Origin of the sequence: Moraxella caprae DSM 19149 (genome assembly GCF_000426885.1) — a bacterium.
GTDB lineage: Bacteria > Pseudomonadota > Gammaproteobacteria > Pseudomonadales > Moraxellaceae > Moraxella > Moraxella caprae.
This window is the reverse complement of the sequence record NZ_AUGF01000005.1, coordinates 22,023-41,341: the sequence shown is the minus strand read 5'-3', so window position 1 is coordinate 41,341 and position 19,319 is coordinate 22,023. Positions and strand designations below refer to the sequence as shown.

Here is a 19,319-nt window from a genome sequence, read left to right as displayed (position 1 = left end):
AAAAAATAAAATTGAGTATTGGCAAATTTATCGTTATAATTTGACAAATTTCATAGATTAAAAAAGGTGTTCGTATGGCACAAGTTATCCCTTTTAACAAACTTGGTAAAGACGATGTTGAGATTGTCGGTGGCAAAAATGCGTCTTTGGGCGAGATGATTAGCAACCTTGCCAATGTTGGCGTGTCTGTGCCAAACGGCTTTGCCACGACCGCAGAGGCGTTTAACCGCTTTTTGAACGAAACAGGTTTGCTTGACAAAATCAATGCTGAACTAAAAGGCTTGGACGTTGATGATGTCGAAAAACTTGCCGAAGTGGGGGCAAAAGTGCGTGGTTGGGTCATCGCCCAAGCATTGCCAAAAGACTTAGAAGACGAGATTCGCACGGCATTTGATGCGCTTACAGGCGGTCAAGATGTGGCGGTGGCGGTGCGTTCGTCAGCGACTGCCGAGGATTTGCCTGATGCGTCTTTTGCAGGTCAGCAAGAGACATTCCTTAACATTCGTGGCATTGACAACGTGCTGATTGCCATCAAAGAAGTGTTTGCAAGCCTTTATAACGACCGTGCGATTGCCTATCGTGTACACAAAGGCTTTGAACACGCAGGCGTGGCGTTGTCGGCAGGCGTTCAGCGTATGGTACGCTCGGAGACGGGCACGTCTGGCGTGATGTTCACGATTGACACCGAAAGTGGATTTAATGATGTGGTATTTATCACGGCAAGCTATGGCTTGGGCGAAATGGTGGTGCAAGGGGCGGTAAATCCTGATGAGTTTTATTTATCCAAAAAACTTCTTGCCGAAAACCGCCCTGCGGTGGTTCGCCGTAATCTTGGTTCAAAACACATCAAAATGGTCTATGGCGATGAAGGCACGACCAAACGCTCAACCAAAATCGTGGACGTAGAAAAAGCCGACCGTCAGCAGTTTGCCCTAAATACCGATGAGCTAACTCGCCTTGCCAAACAAGCCCTTATCATTGAAAAACACTACGGCTGTCCTATGGACATTGAGTGGGCAAAAGACGGCGATACTAATGAGCTTTTCATCGTACAAGCTCGCCCCGAGACCGTCAAATCTCGCCAAGACAAAACCAGCATGGAGCGTTACGTCATCAATAGCAAGGGGGCAAAAGTGCTATGCGAAGGGCGTTCTATTGGTCAGCGTGTCGGTGCAGGCAAGGTGCGTATCGTAACGAATTTGAACGAGATGAGCAAAGTTCAAGACGGCGATGTGCTGGTATCTGACATGACCGACCCCGATTGGGAACCTGTGATGAAGCGTGCCAGTGCGATTATCACAAACCGTGGCGGACGTACCTGCCATGCGGCGATTATCGCTCGTGAGCTTGGCGTACCTGCCATTGTCGGTTGTGGTAATGCCACCGAGCTTTTGACGGACGGACAAGCGGTAACGGTATCGTGTGCCGAAGGGGATACAGGCTTTATTTATGACGGTGTTTTGGATTTTGAGGTGCAAAAAAATTCTGTCGCCAGTATGCCCAAGCTTGGCTTTAAGGTTATGATGAACGTGGGCAACCCCGACCGTGCCTTTGACTTTGCCCAAATCCCGAACGAAGGCGTGGGCTTGGCTCGCTTAGAATTTATCATCAACCGCATGATTGGCGTACACCCAAAAGCCTTGCTTAACGTGGACACCTTGCCCCAAGAGACCCAAGCCCAAGTGTTTGAGCGTATCGCAGGGTACAACTCGCCTGTGGAGTTTTATATCAACAAACTCATCGAAGGCATCTCAACGCTTGCCGTAGCGTTTAAAGACAAGCCTGTCATCGTGCGTATGAGCGATTTTAAATCCAACGAATACGCCAACCTAATCGGCGGTAAGTTGTACGAACCACACGAAGAAAACCCCATGCTCGGTTTCCGTGGGGCGAGCCGTTATATTTCGGACAATTTCCGTGATTGCTTTGAGCTTGAATGCCGTGCGTTGAAATACGTCCGTGATGACATGGGGCTAACCAACGTCAAAATCATGATTCCGTTTGTGCGTACCACAGGCGAAGCCCGCCAAGTCATTGAATTACTTGAAAAAAATGGGCTAAAACGTGGCGAAAATTCTCTTGAAATCATCATGATGTGCGAGTTGCCAACCAATGCCTTGCTTGCTGATGAATTCTTGCAATACTTTGACGGTTTTTCAATCGGTTCAAACGACCTAACTCAGCTTACGCTAGGGCTTGACCGTGATAGTGGCATTGTGTCGCACTTGTTTGATGAGCGAGACCCTGCGGTCAAAAAACTGCTTGGCATGGCGATTGAAGCGTGTCGCAAGCAAGGCAAGTATGTCGGCATTTGCGGTCAAGGACCGTCCGACCACCCAGACCTCGCCAAATGGCTCATGGAGCAGGGTATCAGCTCAGTATCACTAAATCCTGATACGGTGCTGGATACTTGGTTATTTTTGGCGGATAAATAATACCTATAAGATTGGGCTGTCCAATCAGTCCAGTCTTTAAAATAATTTTAAAATTTTTATAAAAACCCCTTGACGAAATTTTAAAATAAGCTATAATACGCACCCATAGCAAACAAGCTAACCGCTCATGCCAGTGTGGTGAAATTGGTAGACACGACGGATTCAAAATCCGTTGCCTAATAAGCGTGTCGGTTCGAGTCCGACCACTGGTACCAACTATAAACCCTTGATTTTTCAAGGGTTTTTTGTTTTTAAAAGCAAAATCATATCCCCAACCCTTTAATCTGCTCTGTCATTCGCCATTTATCTGTAAAAATCTTAACAACTTAAAATTATAACCATTTTTTATCCTATCCATTTGTGTTAAAATAACTCATTTACCAAAGCCAAAAGTGATGACCATGACACAAACATCAAAACAACCACTTACCTTTCAACAAATTATCCTAACTCTACAAAACTACTGGGCAGAGCGTGGCTGTGTGGTCTTGCAACCTTATGACATGGAAATGGGGGCAGGGACGTTTCACACCGCTACATTTTTGCGTGCTTTAACCCCCGAAAAATGGAACGCCGCCTACGTTCAGCCGTCTCGCCGTCCCACAGACGGGCGTTATGGCGACAACCCCAACCGCTTGCAACATTATTACCAGTTCCAAGTCGTCTTAAAACCAAACCCTGCCAATATCCAAGAGCTGTATTTGGGCTCTTTGCAGGCGTTGGGTATTGATACACTAACCCATGACGTGCGTTTTGTGGAAGACAATTGGGAGAGTCCAACGCTTGGAGCGTGGGGGCTTGGCTGGGAAGTGTGGCTAAATGGTATGGAAGTTACCCAGTTTACCTATTTTCAGCAGGTTGGGGGTATTGAGTGTTTCCCTGTAACGGGCGAGATTACTTATGGGCTTGAACGCCTTGCCATGTACATTCAGGGTGTGGACAGCGTCTATGACCTTGTGTGGACGGACGGCGAGTTTGGGCGTGTAACTTATGGCGATGTGTTTCACCAAAACGAAGTGGAGCAATCTACCTATAATTTTGAATATGCAGACGTTGCCAAACTTTTTGAATTATTTGACTTTTATGAGCATGAAGCCGAACGTCTGGTGGGCGTAAATCTGCCCCTGCCTGCCTATGAAATGGTGCTAAAAGCAAGCCATACCTTTAACCTACTGGACGCTCGTGGGGCGATTTCGGTTACCGAACGCCAAAGATTTATTTTGCGAGTGCGGACTTTGGCAAGAAAAGTGGCGGTCAGCTATGTGCAAGCTCGTGCTAAACTGGGCTTTGTGCTTGCTGATGAAGAACATAAAGCAGAAGCTCTTGAAAAATGGCTTGCCAAAGAAGAAGATTGATTTGACCATCACAACCTTTTTGTTAACTAGGACGCATCATGAACACCAAATTCATTAAATCACTATCTGTATTATCACTTATTGCTCTTTTGACTGCTTGTGGTTTTGGTGGTAATAATGATAATGACAATAACGAACGTGAAAACGACCGCACCGAATATTCCGACCGTCAAGACCGTGATAATGACGATGACAGAAATGACAATCGTGACAATCAAAATGACGACCGTCGTGATAATGATGACGATGATGACCGCAATGAGCGTGATGACGATGAGAGAAATGACAATCGCAATGACGACCAAGACGGTGACAGAGATAACGATCGTGATAATGACGACGATGACAAAAATTAATACCAAATAAATATCATATCGGTTATTGATAAAAACCTGTATCGTGTTTTATAGTTAATTAAATGTAAAAGGTTAAAATGAACACAATCCTATTTGAACTTGGCACCGAAGAATTGCCCCCAAAATCCCTAAAAACCCTACAAAATGCCCTATACGACCACGTCAAAACGGCATTGGGCGAGCAAAACATCGCTTTTGATGACATCAAGGCATTCTCTGCCCCACGCCGTTTGGCACTACTTATCAAAGGTGTGGGCGACTATCAGCCCGACCGCACCGAGACCAAAAAAGGCCCAAACATCAAGGCAGGTTTTGACGCTGACGGGAATTTGTCTCGTGCAGGGCAGGGCTTTTTGCAGGGGCTTAACGCAAACGGTCTAAATCTCACCAAAGATGATTTAATCACAATCAGCGACAAAAAAGGCGAATACATCGCCTACAAGCTGACTATTAAAGGCGAGAAAATTACCAACCTGATGCCACGCCTTATCCAAAAGGCATTGGACGATTTGCCGATTGCCAAACGTATGCGTTCTGGGGCGAGCAAGGACGAGTTTGTCCGTCCTGTACAATGGGTGGTACTCATGGCAGACGATACTGTCATTCCTGCACGCATTCAAGGACATGACACAGGCAAGCAGTCTCGTGGTCATCGCTATCACGCCCCTGATTTTTTTGTGATTGACCATGCCGAGCATTATGAAAGCCTGCTTGCTGAGCGGTTTGTGGTGGCGGATTTTGCCAAACGCCAAGCGGACATTGTCGCCCAAGTCCAAAAACTCTCCGATGAAATCGGTGCGACCGCCATTGTCCCTGATGAGTTGCTGGATGAGGTTACCGCCCTTGTGGATTATCCTGTTGCCTTGCGAGCGGGTTTTGAAGAGCGTTTCTTAGCCGTTCCCCAAGAAGCCCTTATCAGCACCATGCAAGCCGACCAAAAATATTTTTGTCTCACGGACGACAACGGCAAGCTAAAACCCAACTTTATCTTTATCAGCAACATTGACAGCCTTGATAAATCTGCGGTGATTTTGGGTAATGAAAAAGTGGTACGCCCACGCCTGTCGGACGCTGAATTTTTCTTTTTGCAAGACCAAAAACGTCCGCTTGCCGACTTTGCCGAAACCCTAAAAACACGAGTGTTCCAAGACAAACTTGGCACGATTTGGGAAAAGGGCGAGCGTATTGCCAAACTGTCTGCCTTTATTAGCGAAAACTTGCGTCCGCACGGCTGGGACGTGCCGACCGATGACGTGGTGCGAGCGGGGGTTTTGGCGAAGGCGGATTTGGCGACCACGTTGGTGGGCGAATTCCCCGAATTGCAAGGCATTGCAGGGACGTATTATGCCCACAAGTCAGGCGAAAAAGCGGACGTGGCGAACGCCATTAGCGAGCAATACCTGCCCAAATTTAGTGGCGATGAATTGCCAAAAACACCAATCGGTATCGCCCTTGCCTTGTCCGACCGCCTAGACACTTTGGTGGGGATTTTTGGCATTAACGAAGCTCCGACAGGCTCAAAAGACCCATTTAGCCTAAGACGAGCAAGCATTGGCGTTCTGCGTATTTTGATTGAAAATAAACTGCCATTAAACCTAGCAAGCCTTGTCGGTGAGGCCATTAAAAATTATGGCAATAAAATCAATAACATGAGCGAGACTTTTAATGCCGTCATGGAATTTGTCAGCTCACGCTATCGTGCCATGTATACCGAGCAGGGCGTGAATGTGGACACCATTCAAGCGGTGCAAGCGATAAATCCGCACATGCCCCTTGATTTTGATGAGCGTATCCGTGCGGTGCAGGCGTTTCGTGCGTTGCCACAGGCACAGGTGCTGGCAGAGAATAACAAACGTGTTGCCAATATCCTTGCCAAAGCCGACAATGTGGGCGAGAATGTAGATGAGAGCCTATTGACCGAGACGGCAGAAAAGGCGTTGTATCAGGCGATTCTGAGCGCCAAAGAGACGGTAAAACCCTTGCAGGACAATGCCGATTATCAAGGGGTATTGACCGCCCTGACCGCCTTGGCAAGCCCATTGACCGACTTTTTTGATAATGTCATGGTAAATGCCGATGATGAAAATCTCAAAAACAACCGCCTAGCCTTGCTTGGGCAGGTGCGTACGCTGTTTTTGAGCGTGGCGGATATTGGGGTGTTACAAGGTTAAACAAGTCTTGCCAAAACCAAAACCCTATCGCAATGATAGGGTTTTTGATTAACTCTACAGACAACCAAAAAAATCCGCCCCATGACATCATCAAGGGGCGGATTTGATTTAGGACTTATTTTTGATTGATTTTCGCCATCGCTTTTTCGTAGAACTCATTGAATTTGTCTTTGGCGGTGTGGACAAATTCACTGTCAGCTTGCTCATCAATCATATCACTGATTTTGGAGAACAGCTCTTTGGTTTTGGATTTTTGATAAACAGGCAGTCTTTGACATACTTCGCTAACTTTGGTACGCACCTCACCAATCACCTTTTCATCGCCTTTGGCGTCTAAAATATCGCACACCCAGCCAGCCAGCTCCACGCACTCAGCTTCTTTAAAACCACGAGTGGTAACGGCAGGTGTACCAAGGCGGATGCCACTTGTTACAAAGGGCGATTTGGGGTCATTTGGCACGGAGTTTTTATTGACGGTGATATGAGCATCGCCTAGCCATTTGTCCGCTTCTTTGCCTGTAATGCCTTGCTTGATAAGACTGATAAGCATAAGGTGGTTTTCGGTACCGCCAGACACCACGTCATAGCCACGAGCGATGATCGTGTCTGCCATGGCTTTGGCGTTTTTGACGACTTGTTGTTGGTATTCTTTGAACTCTGGTGACATCGCTTCTTTAAAGCACACGGCTTTGGCAGCGATGGCGTGCATGAGTGGACCGCCTTGCGTGCCAGGGAAGACGGCTGAGTTGAGTTTTTTCTCAATCTCTTCGTTGGCACGGGCAAGGATAAGACCCGAGCGAGGGCCTCGCAAGGTTTTGTGAGTGGTGGTGGTCGTTACGTCTGCAATCTGCACGGGGTTCGGGTACACGCCTGCCGCCACAAGCCCTGCCACGTGTGCCATATCTACCATAAGATACGCACCGACTTCATCGGCAATCTCACGAAACTTTTGCCAGTCCATGACTTGACTATATGCCGAAAAGCCAGCGATAATCATCTTAGGCTTATGTTCACGGGCCAGACGAGCCACTTCATCATAATTAATCAAGCCGTCATCGGTAATGCCATAATGCACGGCATTGTACGTCTTGCCCGAGAACGACACGCTTGCCCCGTGTGTCAAGTGTCCGCCGTGAGCCAAGCTCATGCCAAGCACAGTATCGCCTGCTTCTAGTAGGGCAAGATACACGGCAGCGTTGGCGTTAGACCCTGAGTGTGGCTGTACGTTGGCATAGTCCGCCCCAAACAGCGCTTTGGCACGGTCAATGGCAATCTGCTCAATCACGTCCACATGCTCACAACCGCCGTAGTAGCGTTTGTTAGGGTAGCCTTCGGCATATTTGTTAGTTAGGTTTGAACCTTGGGCTGCCATCACGGCAGGCGAGCAGTAGTTCTCACTGGCGATGAGCTCAATATGGTCTTCTTGACGCTTGCCCTCGGCATCAATGGCGATGGCAATCTCGGCATCAATGGCGTGTAGGGAGATGTCTTTGAACATAAAAAATCCTTAGATTAGATTGGAAAGATTAGAGATGAAAGGGTATAAATAAACATGCTAAGTGTATCATATTTTACCTAAAATGGTAGGGGTATTTTGGTATCAGAGATGATAAATAGACCAAAATCATACCAAGATATTAGCCGATTATCAATTTAAAAAATCCGTCAAAAATACCTCTTGCACCAACACCGCTCGCCCTTGCCAATCATAGACCGTATTTCGCCCCCAATGTTCATTATTATCAAAAAAGTAAGTGCGAGTATGGGGTAGATTTTTGTTGTGTTTAAACATGACATAGCCAATCGGCGTGCGTTTTAAATGGCGTAGGCGTTTGGCATTACCGACTAGGCTTGTCAAGGGAAATACGCTTTTGGCACGCACCCATGCTTTATCATCATTGCCATAAAGCCCCACTTCACGTACCCACGCAAGGGTAGGACGGTGGACGGGCAATCCTAAGAGTTTTTTGGTGGTAAAATCAATGACTTGATACGATTCACGTACCACATTGACACGCAAGGCTTGCCCTGCTCGCTGTTCTAATAAGGTGGTGAGCGAGCCGTGAGAATACAGATAAGGGACTAGGGTGGTGGGTGGTGTGGTCATGATAAAATGGTGTGAAATTTGGCAAATTTTAGCATAAAATGACAATAGTGGGGGTCAGATGGGGTGGTTTTTGAGATGTTTTGTTACAATTTGGCAGATTTTTCAAAAAATTTTTATAAAAAATCAAACATCATCATCAAGATAATTTATACACCCCATTTTGAGAAAATCACCTTACTTTTCAAAGGGTTGTCATCTTGCTTGTCTTAATTATCATCAATTTTTATAATGAAAAATCCAACATCATTTTTTTAAAAAATAATGACAATTTAAGCAGGCTATTGGATAAATGCCAAACTTTTGGGTATGCTAGGCACATGAAAAACAAACGAGCAATACAGATGGTCTTGCATTGCTTTTTTTCATAAGTTGGCAGTTTTATCATTCACGGTCCTAGACCCATGAACTTTAAGGAAAATTCTCATGACTTACCAATCCGCCCTAGAACACGTTCGCTCTGTTAAAGCCAGATTAGGTGGCACTTGGGACGCTATCCGCCCAGAAGATGCCGCTCGCATGATTGTCCAAAACCGCTTCAAAACTGGTCTTGACATCGCCAAATACACCGCAAGCATCATGCGTCGTGACATGGCAGAGTACGATGCTGACAACACCAAATACACACAGTCTTTGGGCTGTTGGCATGGATTTATCGCCCAACAAAAAATGATTGCCAACAAAAAATACTTCGGCACTACGAACAAACGCTACATCTACCTATCAGGCTGGATGGTTGCCGCCCTACGCTCTGAGTTTGGTCCACTGCCCGACCAATCCATGCACGAAAAAACCGCCGTGCCAAAGCTGATTGAAGAGATTTACACTTTCTTACGTCAAGCCGATGCCAAAGAGCTAAACGATTTGTTCCGTGCCTTACAAAAGGCTGAGCAAGCAGACGACACTGCCAAAGTTAAAGAAATCGAAGCGCAAATTGACAATTTTGAAACTCATGTTGTGCCAATCATCGCCGACATTGATGCAGGGTTTGGTAACGAAGAAGCGACCTACCTACTTACCAAGCAAATGATTGAGGCAGGTGCGTGTGCCATTCAAATTGAAAACCAAGTATCAGACGCCAAGCAGTGCGGACACCAAGCAGGCAAAGTTACCGTACCACACGAAGATTTTCTTGCCAAAATCAATGCCGTGCGTTATGCGTTCTTAGAGCTTGGCGTGGACGAGGGTGTGATTGTTGCCCGTACCGACTCAGAAGGTGCCGACCTTACCCAAAAAATCCCTGTAAGCCGTGAACCCGGTGATTTGGCGAGCAAATACATCAGCTACCTAGAAACCACTGAGATTGACATTGCGGACGCCAAAGAAGACGAAATCCTTATCAAGCGTAACGGCAAGCTACACCGCCCAACTCGCCTAGCGTCTGGCTTGTATCAGTTCCGTGAAGGCACACAGCACGAGCGTGTGGTGCTAGACTGCGTAACTTCGCTCCAAAACGGTGCGGACATGATTTGGATTGAGACCCCAACCCCAGACGTGGCGGGTATCGCAAGTTTTGTCAACGACATCAAAAAACAAGTGCCAGATGCTAAATTGGTGTACAACAACTCTCCGTCATTTAACTGGACAATCAACTTCCGCCAACAAGCCTACGACCGCTGGGTTGCCGAAGGTAAAGATGTGTCAGGCTATGACCGTGCCAAGCTCATGGACGCTCAATATGACGACAGCGAGCTTGCCCGTGATGCGGACGAAAAAATCCGTACTTTCCAAGCGGACGCTGCCCGTGAAGCAGGTGTGTTCCACCACCTCATCACGCTACCGACTTACCATACCGCCGCTCTATCTACGCACGAGTTGGCAAAAGGCTACTTCGGTGATGAAGGTATGCTTGCGTATGTGGCTGGCGTTCAGCGTAAAGAAATCCGTGGCGGTATCGCTTGCGTGAAACACCAAGCCATGGCTGGCTCGGACATTGGTGATGACCACAAAGAGATTTTCTCTGGTGAGAACGCTCTAAAAGCAGGTGATGCGAGCAAAAACACCATGAACCAATTTGGCGGTTAATCTAATCGGCTAAATGAAAGAAACGGTGTTTTGCTGTAAAGTGGAACACCGTTTTTGTTTAAATTATCCGTTCGGTGCGGATTTGTAGGGACAAATTGCAATTTGCCCTATTATCCAAATTTCATCATTATTTTATTTTAAGGACAAAATTATGGCTACCCAACGCATTACCAAAGGCTCACTTGCCATTGACAAAATCTTATTTGATTTTATTGAAAATGAAGCCCTACCTGTCGCCAAACTTGACAGCGATACTTATTGGAAAAACTTTGAGCAGGTTGTGCTTGATTTGACCCCAAAAAACAAAGCCCTACTTGCTCGCCGTGATGAATTGCAAGCCAAGATTGATGACTGGCACAAAAACAACGCTTATGAGCTGTCGGCGTATAAAAATTTCTTAACTGAGATTGGCTATCTTGAACCCGAAGTTGCCGATTTTACCATCACCACCGAAAATGTCGATGATGAAATCGCCACCATCGCAGGGGCTCAGCTCGTTGTGCCTGTGCGAAACGCCCGCTACGCCCTAAACGCTGGTAACGCTCGTTGGGGGTCGCTCTATGATGCTTTATATGGCTTTGATGTGATTCCCGAGATAGACGGAGCCGAGAAAGGCAAGGGCTATAACCCTGTGCGTGGGGCGAAAGTGGTGGCATTTGCCAAAAATTTCCTTGATAAAACTTTTGCCTTGCAAAACAGCTCGCACGCTGATGTAACGTCTTATACCATAAAAGACGGCAAACTATCCGCCAAAGTGGGCGAGACTGACACCACTTTAACCGAAAATAAAGTGGTCGGCTACAACGGCGCGCCTGACAATCCTAGCGAAATTATATTAAAAAACAATGGCTTACATGTCATTATCCAAATTGACCCAAATAGCCCAATCGGTAAAGATGACAAAGCAGGGGTTAAGGACGTGGTGCTAGAATCTGCCGTTACCACCATTCAAGACCTAGAAGACTCTGTGGCGGCGGTAGATGCCGAAGAAAAAGTAGAAGGCTATCGCAACTGGCTGGGGCTTATGAAAGGCGATTTGTCCGAAACCTTAGAAAAAAATGGCAAAACCATTACCCGTACGCTAAATGCCGACCGCACTTATACTGACCTTGACGGCAACACCCAGACCTTGCACGGGCGTTCGGTCATGCTACTTCGTAACGTGGGGCATTTGATGACCAACCCTGCGATTTTGGTCAATGGCGAAGAGATTTTTGAAGGCATTATGGACGCACTTATCACGCCCATGCTGTCCGCCATTGACATTCGTGGCGAGAACACCTTGCGTAACTCTCGCACAGGCTCTATGTATATCGTTAAGCCAAAAATGCACGGCTCAGAGGAAGTGACATTTGCTGTTGAGCTGTTCTCTCGTGCCGAAGAAGCCATTGGCTTGCCCAAAAATAGCCTAAAAATGGGCATCATGGACGAAGAGCGTAGAACGTCCGCCAACCTTAAAAACTGTATCGCCCAAGCTCGTGAGCGGACGATTTTTATTAACACAGGCTTTATGGACAGAACGGGCGATGAGATTCACACCGCCATGCACGCAGGGGCGTTTGTGCGTAAGGGCGAGATTAAGGGGCAGACGTGGTTTGGGGCGTATGAAGAGCGTAACGTCTCAATCGGTCTAAAAGCAGGACTGCGTGGCAAAGCCCAAATCGGTAAAGGCATGTGGCCTAAGCCTGATGAGCTTGCCGATATGTACCGCACCAAGATTGAACACCCTCAAGCAGGGGCAAACTGTGCATGGGTACCGTCTCCAAGCGGTGCGGTGATTCACGCCATTCATTATCACAAATGCAATGTCATGAGTCGCCAAGAAGAGCTTGCACGCCTTGCCACGCCTGGCCTTGATGACCTTTTGACCATTCCACTTGCCACCGATACAAACTGGACAGCAGACGAAAAACGCCGTGAACTTGAAAACAACTGCCAAGGCATTTTGGGCTATGTGGTGCGGTGGGTTGATTTGGGTGTGGGCTGTTCCAAAGTGCCTGACATCAACAACGTGGGGCTGATGGAAGACCGTGCCACCTTGCGTATTTCATCTCAGCACGTCGCTAACTGGCTTGCTCACGGTATCGTAACTGCCGATGAAGTCTGGGACACCCTAGAACGCATGGCAAAAGTCGTGGATGAACAAAACAAAGACGACCCTGCCTATCGTCCGATGTCGGCTGATTTTGACAATAACATTGCCTTCCACGCCGCCGCCGACCTTATCTTTAAAGGAGCGACCGAGCCGTCTGGCTATACCGAGCCACTGCTACACAAAGCTCGTTTGAAGTTGAAAGGTTATCAGAGCGATTAATTGACTTGAATTGGTTGTAAAAACAAAACCCCAAATTTAGGTTTGGGGTTTTTGGTTTTTTAGGTGGGGTTGGTAAAAATTTATCCACTCTTGACTATTTTTGCAAGGCATTAACCAATTTTTCCAATGTTTCAATCTGTGCTTGTTGCCTATCTATGGTTTGTTTTTGATGTTCAATAATAAGTTTGAGTTTATCATTTTCATGTTCTAAGGTATCACCTTGCCCATAATAAGAATTGATATTATTGTGAGAATTTCCATCTCCAAGTACAACAATGCTATTTGGGCTAACAAGTTCGGTAACGGAAATGCCAAACACATTGGCAATTTGCTTTAATCTATCCGTATTAAGTCTTGTTTTGCCTTGTTCAATCTTAGCATAACCATTTTTAGACATATGAAGTTGGTTTGCCATATCTTCCTGCGACCATTGGTTAATTTCTCGGTATAAACGAATTTTTTCATGAGTTTCCATAAAACACCCAATTAGTGTACAAAATAAACTTTTTGTTGTTTGAAAAATATTTATCAAAATTTTATCATATACAAATCTTAAGTCAAGGCAAAAACTGTAATTTTGCAGTAAGCCGTTAATTGGAGAAGTCAAATGGCAAGATGTCCAGAATGTAGAGGTTCAGGCGAATCGTCCTGTGATGTGGATTATGGTGAGTGGCCACATCCAGCAGGGTGTCCCGCGTGTGGCGGTAGTGGGTGTTCAACTTGTTTTGAATGCGGTGGTACTGGTCAAGTTGATGATGATTAAGAACCAAAAAATCCTTAACGTTTTGTTGGGGATTTTTTTATTTAAACTTGCCAATATATTTTATATAATTTATATTAGACTTCCTGCAAAACTAGGCTTTCCGTTCACCCCGAGCTTGTTGAGTGGTGGCGGAAAACCGTTATGGTTCGACAAGCTCACCACGAACGGTTTTCCTTATTTTGGGTTTTGCAGGAAGTCTATTATCAACCAGCCCAATTTTAAAATTTACCCCGACAAATCCACATAACAAAATCACGATACATTATAATTAAATCCCCAAATCACAACCTTGCCAGCCACAAATTCACCTCAAACCCAATAAACAAACACCCCACCCCAAACATCGCCACAGTCATAATCATCGGGCGAGAGCTAAAGATATCCGCCAGTTTTTTGCCACTAAAAATCAGCAAAGTCAAATATAAAAAGCTGACAATTTGCAAAATGACCGCCAAAATAAAAAAGTCAAAAAGGGCTTATCATAATCAGGGCGGACAAATTGCACAAAAAATGATAGGAAAAATAAAATCGCTTTTGGATTGGTAAGGCTAAGTGATAATGAGCGATAAAAATAATTTTGCTTTTCAACGGCTGGCGGATTAAAACTTTTATTAGCGATGGCATGGCGATTTTTAAAGGTGTGATACGCCCCAATGATAAGCCGTACCCCCAGATATGCCAGATAGCACCCACCGATGAGTTTAATGCCATTAAACACACTTGGATAGAGTTTTAATAACGCCCCCGCCCCAAAGATGGTCGCCAAAATCAGCAAAGTATCGCCCACCAAAATCCCCGACATCGCTCCCATGCCTGCTCGCCTGCCTTGATTTGCCGACATCGATAGGCAGTAAGGTTGTTTGAATGATGACAATTACGTCAGCAAGGCAGAAGACTAAGTTCTGTGAAGTTCTGAATTAAAGAACAATTACACAAAACTTAGTCCTTAGTGGATACAGCTAGCTTTACCAACCTAACCTTTGATCTTGTGTCTAAGATTTGGATTGGTTCATTTTTCGGTTTTTTTGTGTGTGTATTGGGGCGTGCTGAACATTGATAACATTTTATAAAAATAAGATAAAACTTATTGTTTTGTCAATTTTTGCATGAAAAATGGCTATCCGACCGCTTAATTATGCAAATACCAATATTCAAGCCCAGGCAAGACTAAAAACGCTTTTTAAACTTACCGCCCATCGCATTACTGGCATTTTGTAACTCGTTCATTTTTTGGCGAACTTGCTCTTCACTCATGCCCAGATTGATGGTGCTGGGGTCTACACCCATCTCATGAATGTCACTGGTCATTTTGGCAAATTCTTGTTGTTTGTTACCGCCAAACAAAGGACCGCCACCACCACCAGACATGCCACGAGTCAGCCCTTGCACCGCTTTCATCATTTTCTCGATGCCATCAGGGCGACTAATCATTTTCATCATTTTTGCCATCTGCTTGTGCTGTTTTAGCAGGGCATTGACGTCTTGGATTTGTTTGCCCGAACCTGCGGCGATGCGACGTTTACGGCTAGGGGTGATTTTGTCGGGATTTTGGCGTTCAAAGGGTGTCATGGAATGAATGAGCGCTTCCATTTCTTTGACTTTCTCTTCGGGTTTGGCTTGGGCGAGTGCGTCTTGGATGTTTGCCCCGCTCATGCCTGGCATTTTGTCCAAAAATCCTGCCATGCCCCCCATGTTTTTCATCTGTTGGAACTGGGTCAATAAGTCTTCTAAGTCAAACTCACCGCCTTTTTGGATTTTTTTCGCCATGCGTTCGGCTTTGTCACGGTCGATTTTGTTTTCAACTTCTTCAACCAATGACAACACGTCCCCCATGCCCAAAATACGCTGGGCGATACGCTCGGGGTGGAACAACTCCAAGGCTTCTAGTTTTTCGCCACGACCCAAAAATTTAATGGGCTTGCCAGTAATCACACGCACGGACAAAGCGGCACCGCCACGAGCGTCACCGTCTGTTTTGGTCAAAATCACGCCTGTTAGGGGCAGAGCGTCGTTAAAAGCTTTGGCGGTGTTGGCGGCGTCTTGACCAGTCATTGAGTCCACGACAAACAAGGTCTCGGTAGGATTGACGGCAGCGGTTAGCTCTTTGATTTCGGTCATCATCGCTTCATCAATGGCAAGGCGACCTGCGGTGTCGATGATGAGAATGTCAGCAAACTGGATTTTGGCTTGTTCGATGGCACGATGAGCGATGTCAATCGGATTCTCGTTCACGCTCGATGGCACGAACATTGCCCCCACTTGCCCTGCGACAAATTCAAGCTGATTAATCGCGGCAGGGCGATACACGTCTGCTGACACGAGCATGACTTTTTTCTTTTGTTTGTCTTGTAGGAACTTGGCAAGTTTACCTGCGGTGGTGGTCTTACCTGCCCCTTGCAAGCCTGCCAGTAGATAGACCACAGGCGGTTTGCCCGTCATCTCTAAGCCTTGGTTTGCCGAACCCATCATCTCGGTCAGCTCGTCATAGACGATTTTGACAAAGGCTTGACCAGGGGCGAGTTCTTTTAGCACTTCTTGCCCGAGGGCTTGTTCTTTGACTTTGGCGACAAAATCACGAGCCACAGGCAGTGCCACGTCCGCTTCTAGGAGTGCCATACGCACTTCACGCAAGGTGTCTTTGATGTTGTCTTCGGTTAGGGTGCTTTGACCTGCCAGTTTATGAAGTGTGCCAGAGAGTCGTTCGGTTAAGGTGTCAAACATGATGAGTTCCAAAAAATTAATAGAAAAATTTGGGTTATTTTATGCTAAATTTAAAAATTATGCTATTATTATTGCATATTTTGTACCAATTTTATGATAAAGGGGTGGTTGTGTTCGTTTTATACCTGATTGGCGTGATGATTTATGCAGGGGTGGGGCTTCATCTGTATCACGCTTTGGTTAAAAATAAGCCAATTTTTAAGACCGCCACGTTATCCGCCCTAGCCATCGCCATCATCTTGCATGGCGTGATACTCGCCCCACAAATCATCACGCTCTATGGGCTTAATTTTAACATTTTTAACGTCCTTAGTCTAACGGGGCTGTTTTGCCTTATCTTTTTTGTGCTGTTTAGTCTGTATCGCCCCATTTTGAGCCTAGGCGTGCTTGCCGTGCCGACCGCCATTATTGGCATGAGTTTTGGTGAGTTCGGACAAGCCCCGTATCAGCCGATTACTGACATGAACATGGGTCTACAAACGCACATCCTACTGTCGTTTGGGGCGTACTGCGTGCTACTGATGGCGTGCGTGCAAGCGGTGATTTTGCGACTACAAATCCGTGAGTTAAAGCACCAGACGATACACCGCTTTTGGGTTGCCAAACTGCCGTCTTTGCAGAGCATGGAGAGCCTGCTGTTTGACATGATACTCATGGGTTTTGTGATTTTAAGTGTTGCTATTGGGCTTGGGCTTGTGACCACTTATGACATCATGGCTCAGCATGTGGCACATAAACTCGTGTTTAGTGTGCTGTCGTGGCTCGTGTTTGGGGTGTTCATTGCGGGGTATTACCGTTTTGGCTGGCGGGGCAAAAAAGCGTCCAATTTTGCCATTTATGGCTTTATTCTGCTTGCCATTGGGTTTGTGGGGTCAAAGGTGGTGTTGGAGTTGATTTTAAAATAAATTGGGTTATATGGGGGTAATTTATTCATCCAAAAACCAATCTTTTATCACAGGGTAAATTGCAATTTGTCCCTACAAGCCTATCTAAGGCATAATTTATCAACAACGCCAAACATTTAAATAAATATTACACCAAAAAAGGATGAATCATGATAAAAAATCACTCTGTATCATTATTGGTTTATGTATGGCAATGTCTGCCCATGCTCACTGTATTTATGAAAAGCCCTTGGATGAACCCATAACCGATTTTCGCTGTGTTGGCAATCTCATCGAACGCAATCACGATTATGAATATTATAGTGTCATAGATAAACAGGGCAATGTTTTATTTGCTAAGGTGGATTTATTATATGATGAGTATGATAGAGGGATTGACATGGTTGTGAATGGTGAAACAGGATTGATTGATAAAGACGGTCGCATAAAACTGCCTTTTAAGTATGAACATATCGGCATCTTTGAAAAAGATGACAATCTTATCTTAGTCAAATGGTAAATTTGGCTATATCAATCAACAAGGCGAAACGGTCATTGATTTTATCTATGATGATGCTTGGGGGTTTGGAGAAGGTTTGGCTTGGGTTGTACAAGAAAGAGCGGATGGCAAAGGTCTTGGTCTTGATGTTTATTTTATCGATGAAAAAGGCAATAGGGTATTTGATGTGCCAAAAGATGTCTCATCAATGGTGATGGTTTTTAATGATGGGCTTTATATGGTTAAAAAGGATGGCAGGTTTGGCTATGTCAATAAAGAAGGAGAGCTTGCCATTGATTATCAGGATTATGATTATGTTGAGGGTTTTCAATATGGGCTAAATGTTGTCACTAAAAATGATAAAGAAGGTGCGATTGACCGCATGGGTAATATTGTCATTCCCATAAAATACGATAATATCGAATATGTGGATAAGCATTAGACTTCCTGCAAAACTAGGTTTTCCGTTCACCCCGAGCTTGTTGAGTGGTGGCGGAAAACCATTATGGTTCGACAAGCTCACCACGAACGGTTTTCCTTATTTTTGGGTTTTGCAGGAAGTCTATTATTTGATATTAACCTTGGGTGATGATATTTTTATTGCAAATTTTAATGGCGATATTTTAAAAAAGGACATGAGACTATACCGCTTATCTGACCTTTATGATAATAACAACCACCCCATATACATCGAAACTTTGACAAATGAAGAAGGCTATCCAACTGCATTGGTCAATCACGAATTAAAAGAAATTGTCCCTTTTCATCGCTACGATGATATATTTGTATTAAACGCTAATTATTTTGAAGTAAAAAACAAGCGTTTAAATCAAGATGAAGCCATGCCAATAGATGATGATAGATATGGCATCATTGACAATCAAGGCAGGCTGATATTTGAGCCTGATTATCAGATTGATAAAACCTATCATGGTAAGGTTATGGCTGATTATTATATTTTAAAAAACAAACATCATGCAGGCGTGATTGATAAAAACATGAATGTGCTATTGCCTTTTGATTTTGATGATATTTATTTGCCTGACATGCCATTTTTTATTGTCAAAAAGGATGATAAAGTGGTATTGTATCAATATGACAAAGCCATGACGGGTTTTGATTATCAAAAGATTGAATTTATCACGCCAACGCTATGGGCGGTTCAAAAAGATGATAAGTGGGCGTTAATCAATGAACAAAATAAGCCTTTGACCAAATTCATATATGATGACATGGATGGGTTAAAATATGGCATGATACCTGTTTTAAGACAAGGAAAATGGGGCGTGCTTGATGAGCATTACCAAGAAATCATTGCTCCTGTGCATGATGGTTTATGGATTTTGGATAATGGGGCGATTGGCGTGAGCAAATCAAGTGATGGTTATCATAAGTATGGCTTGGTGGATAAAAAAGGCGTGGCATTGACTCAGATTGAGTTTGATGACTTGTCAAGTTTTGGGGCGACAACAATAAGAGTAGCAAAGCAAATCGGCGATAAGCAGTACTATGGACTGCTTGATACCACGGGTAAGGAGATTTTCCCTGTCAAATACGACTTCATCACGCAGTCAAATGGGGCGGTCGAAGAGATGCATCTTAATGATGAGACCATTACCATAAATAAGGCAGGCAAGATATTGGCAAATAGATAAATAGGTAATGGCTAAGTAACCGCTAGGTAACAGCTAG

Annotated in this window: 16 protein-coding genes and 1 tRNA gene; 12 read left to right on the top strand and 5 right to left on the bottom strand. The window is 45.1% G+C overall.

From position 1 onward, the window contains the following. The first annotated feature begins 74 nt into the window (after positions 1 to 74). From ppsA to glyS, 5 genes are all read left to right on the top strand, one after another. Entirely contained in the window at positions 75 to 2,435 is a 2,361-nt protein-coding gene (gene ppsA / locus K941_RS0101585; protein WP_036387206.1) for a phosphoenolpyruvate synthase, read from the top strand. Between the two features lie 129 nt (positions 2,436 to 2,564). Continuing rightward, a tRNA-Leu gene (locus K941_RS0101580) sits at positions 2,565 to 2,650 on the top strand. Between the two features lie 186 nt (positions 2,651 to 2,836). Beyond that, positions 2,837 to 3,790: a glycine--tRNA ligase subunit alpha gene (gene glyQ / locus K941_RS0101575; RefSeq protein ID WP_029102227.1), complete on the top strand. Its 954-nt coding sequence runs from the start codon at positions 2,837 to 2,839 to the stop codon at positions 3,788 to 3,790. 38 nt (positions 3,791 to 3,828) lie between these two features. Beyond that, positions 3,829 to 4,146 (top strand): hypothetical protein, encoded by a 318-nt coding sequence (locus tag K941_RS0101570; RefSeq protein WP_029102226.1) that lies wholly within the window; start codon positions 3,829 to 3,831, stop codon positions 4,144 to 4,146. A 77-nt stretch (positions 4,147 to 4,223) separates the two neighbouring features. Continuing rightward, positions 4,224 to 6,317: a glycine--tRNA ligase subunit beta gene (gene glyS, locus K941_RS0101565; protein WP_029102225.1), complete on the top strand. Its 2,094-nt coding sequence runs from the start codon at positions 4,224 to 4,226 to the stop codon at positions 6,315 to 6,317. Between the two features lie 115 nt (positions 6,318 to 6,432). On the opposite strand, the gene glyA is transcribed toward glyS, so the two are convergent. Together glyA and K941_RS0101555 are read right to left on the bottom strand one after the other, a co-directional pair. Next, positions 6,433 to 7,815, bottom strand: a complete 1,383-nt coding sequence (gene glyA / locus K941_RS0101560) for a serine hydroxymethyltransferase (RefSeq protein ID WP_029102224.1) — start codon at positions 7,813 to 7,815, stop codon at positions 6,433 to 6,435. A gap of 150 nt (positions 7,816 to 7,965) precedes the next feature. Then, the gene (locus tag K941_RS0101555; protein WP_029102223.1) at positions 7,966 to 8,424 is read right to left on the bottom strand and encodes a chorismate--pyruvate lyase family protein; all 459 of its coding nucleotides are present in this window, start codon (positions 8,422 to 8,424) and stop codon (positions 7,966 to 7,968) included. 423 nt (positions 8,425 to 8,847) lie between these two features. Here K941_RS0101555 and K941_RS0101540 point away from each other — a divergent pair, with 423 nt between their 5' ends. Both K941_RS0101540 and K941_RS0101535 read left to right on the top strand, forming a co-directional pair. Further along, positions 8,848 to 10,446 (top strand): isocitrate lyase, encoded by a 1,599-nt coding sequence (locus K941_RS0101540; protein ID WP_029102222.1) that lies wholly within the window; start codon positions 8,848 to 8,850, stop codon positions 10,444 to 10,446. A 151-nt stretch (positions 10,447 to 10,597) separates the two neighbouring features. After that, on the top strand, positions 10,598 to 12,760 hold the full coding sequence (locus K941_RS0101535) for a malate synthase G (RefSeq protein ID WP_029102221.1): 2,163 nt from the start codon (positions 10,598 to 10,600) through the stop codon (positions 12,758 to 12,760). Positions 12,761 to 12,854: 94 nt separating this feature from the next. Here K941_RS0101535 and K941_RS0101530 read toward each other — a convergent pair whose 3' ends face one another. Next, positions 12,855 to 13,235 carry a helix-turn-helix domain-containing protein gene (locus K941_RS0101530; RefSeq protein WP_029102220.1) on the bottom strand — a complete coding sequence of 127 codons (381 nt, stop codon included), beginning with the start codon at positions 13,233 to 13,235 and terminating at the stop codon, positions 12,855 to 12,857. A 175-nt stretch (positions 13,236 to 13,410) separates the two neighbouring features. On the opposite strand from K941_RS0101530, the gene K941_RS17465 reads away from it, so the two are divergent. Further along, a complete protein-coding gene (locus K941_RS17465; protein ID WP_147287571.1) occupies positions 13,411 to 13,770 on the top strand; it encodes a hypothetical protein in 360 nt (119 codons plus the stop codon). A gap of 168 nt (positions 13,771 to 13,938) precedes the next feature. Here K941_RS17465 and K941_RS14350 read toward each other — a convergent pair whose 3' ends face one another. After that, positions 13,939 to 14,397 (bottom strand): LysE family transporter, encoded by a 459-nt coding sequence (locus tag K941_RS14350; protein ID WP_228130345.1) that lies wholly within the window; start codon positions 14,395 to 14,397, stop codon positions 13,939 to 13,941. Positions 14,398 to 14,690: 293 nt separating this feature from the next. Beyond that, entirely contained in the window at positions 14,691 to 16,244 is a 1,554-nt protein-coding gene (ffh, locus tag K941_RS0101515; protein WP_029102218.1) for a signal recognition particle protein, read from the bottom strand. A gap of 110 nt (positions 16,245 to 16,354) precedes the next feature. On the opposite strand from ffh, the gene K941_RS0101510 reads away from it, so the two are divergent. The 4 genes from K941_RS0101510 (at position 16,355) to K941_RS0101495 (ending at position 19,282) form a co-directional block, all read left to right on the top strand. Then, the gene (locus tag K941_RS0101510) at positions 16,355 to 17,149 is read left to right on the top strand and encodes a cytochrome C assembly family protein (RefSeq protein WP_029102217.1); all 795 of its coding nucleotides are present in this window, start codon (positions 16,355 to 16,357) and stop codon (positions 17,147 to 17,149) included. Positions 17,150 to 17,336: 187 nt separating this feature from the next. Continuing rightward, positions 17,337 to 17,648: a WG repeat-containing protein gene (locus K941_RS0101505; RefSeq protein WP_029102216.1), complete on the top strand. Its 312-nt coding sequence runs from the start codon at positions 17,337 to 17,339 to the stop codon at positions 17,646 to 17,648. Between the two features lie 10 nt (positions 17,649 to 17,658). Then, complete coding sequence (locus K941_RS0101500) at positions 17,659 to 18,069, top strand: WG repeat-containing protein (RefSeq protein WP_228130349.1); 411 nt, start codon at positions 17,659 to 17,661, stop codon at positions 18,067 to 18,069. Between the two features lie 193 nt (positions 18,070 to 18,262). Further along, positions 18,263 to 19,282, top strand: a complete 1,020-nt coding sequence (locus tag K941_RS0101495) for a WG repeat-containing protein (RefSeq protein ID WP_167539577.1) — start codon at positions 18,263 to 18,265, stop codon at positions 19,280 to 19,282. The last annotated feature ends 37 nt before the right edge of the window (positions 19,283 to 19,319 follow it).

What these genes read in the sequence shown, in the direction of transcription:
- K941_RS0101535 (WP_029102221.1), top strand. Translation starts at nt 10,598, where the DNA reads ATGGCTACCCAACGCATTACCAAAGGCTCACTTGCCATTGACAAAATC.
- glyA (WP_029102224.1), bottom strand. Translation starts at nt 7,815, where the DNA reads ATGTTCAAAGACATCTCCCTACACGCCATTGATGCCGAGATTGCCATC.
- K941_RS0101530 (WP_029102220.1), bottom strand. Translation starts at nt 13,235, where the DNA reads ATGGAAACTCATGAAAAAATTCGTTTATACCGAGAAATTAACCAATGG.
- ppsA (WP_036387206.1), top strand. Translation starts at nt 75, where the DNA reads ATGGCACAAGTTATCCCTTTTAACAAACTTGGTAAAGACGATGTTGAG.
- K941_RS0101505 (WP_029102216.1), top strand. Translation starts at nt 17,337, where the DNA reads ATGGCAATGTCTGCCCATGCTCACTGTATTTATGAAAAGCCCTTGGAT.
- glyS (WP_029102225.1), top strand. Translation starts at nt 4,224, where the DNA reads ATGAACACAATCCTATTTGAACTTGGCACCGAAGAATTGCCCCCAAAA.
- K941_RS0101555 (WP_029102223.1), bottom strand. Translation starts at nt 8,424, where the DNA reads ATGACCACACCACCCACCACCCTAGTCCCTTATCTGTATTCTCACGGC.
- K941_RS0101540 (WP_029102222.1), top strand. Translation starts at nt 8,848, where the DNA reads ATGACTTACCAATCCGCCCTAGAACACGTTCGCTCTGTTAAAGCCAGA.
- K941_RS0101570 (WP_029102226.1), top strand. Translation starts at nt 3,829, where the DNA reads ATGAACACCAAATTCATTAAATCACTATCTGTATTATCACTTATTGCT.
- glyQ (WP_029102227.1), top strand. Translation starts at nt 2,837, where the DNA reads ATGACACAAACATCAAAACAACCACTTACCTTTCAACAAATTATCCTA.
- K941_RS0101495 (WP_167539577.1), top strand. Translation starts at nt 18,263, where the DNA reads ATGAGACTATACCGCTTATCTGACCTTTATGATAATAACAACCACCCC.
- ffh (WP_029102218.1), bottom strand. Translation starts at nt 16,244, where the DNA reads ATGTTTGACACCTTAACCGAACGACTCTCTGGCACACTTCATAAACTG.